Origin of the sequence: Serratia sp. Nf2, assembly GCF_003028435.1 — a bacterium.
In the GTDB taxonomy this organism is placed as follows: Bacteria; Pseudomonadota; Gammaproteobacteria; order Enterobacterales; family Enterobacteriaceae; genus Serratia; species Serratia marcescens_L.
Genome location: NZ_PYTW01000044.1, coordinates 1 through 762 on the forward strand (window position 1 = coordinate 1; position 762 = coordinate 762).

A 762-nucleotide genomic window follows, 5' to 3' on the forward strand; every position below is an offset into this window, starting at 1 on the left:
ACGTTGTCGGCTATTACCTGGCGCATGACCCGTCGCCGATCCTCATCGTTCAGCCGCGTGTTGAAGATGCCGAAGATTACAGTAAAACCGAGATCGCGCCGATGTTGCGTGATACCCCGGTGCTGGCAGAAATCTGTGGTGATCCCAAGGCCAAGGACAGTAATCAGACCATCCTCAAAAAGACCTTTGCCAACGGTGCCAATTTGACGCTGGTGGGGGCAAACAGCCCCGGCGGTTTCCGCCGTATTACATGCCGGATCATCTTGTTTGACGAAGTTGACGGTTATCCGTCCGGCGGCGCCGGGGTGGAAGGTGATCAGATTGCACTGGGCATTAAGCGTTCCGAAACATTCTGGAACCGCAAAATTGCCCTGGGTTCGACGCCAACGGTGAAAGGCACCAGCCGGATTGAAAAGGCGTATGAGGAAAGCGATCAGCGCCGCTATTACGTCCCGTGCCCGCACTGCGGTGAATTTCAGGTACTGGAGTGGGGTGGCCCTGAGACGCCATACGGCATCAAGTGGGACAAGGATGAAAATGGAGAAGGCATCCCAGAATCGGCTTATTACGTATGCCGGCATAATGGTTGCGTGATCCACCATAACGAAAAGTCGGGCATGGTTAAGCGCGGCGAATGGCGCGCAACCAAACCATTTAAAGGGCATGCGGGTTTTCACATTTGGGCGGGTTACAGCCTGTTCCCGAACGCGGCCTGGAAATATCTGGTGGCTGAGTGGCTACGGGTGAAAAACGATCCGCTCA

The 762-nt window shown here is 55.1% G+C and carries 1 protein-coding gene; it reads left to right on the plus strand.

The window, feature by feature from the left end:
* Positions 1 to 762 (plus strand): phage terminase large subunit family protein (locus tag C9411_RS25305; RefSeq protein ID WP_199200163.1); only part of this gene is annotated, 762 nt, incomplete at both ends.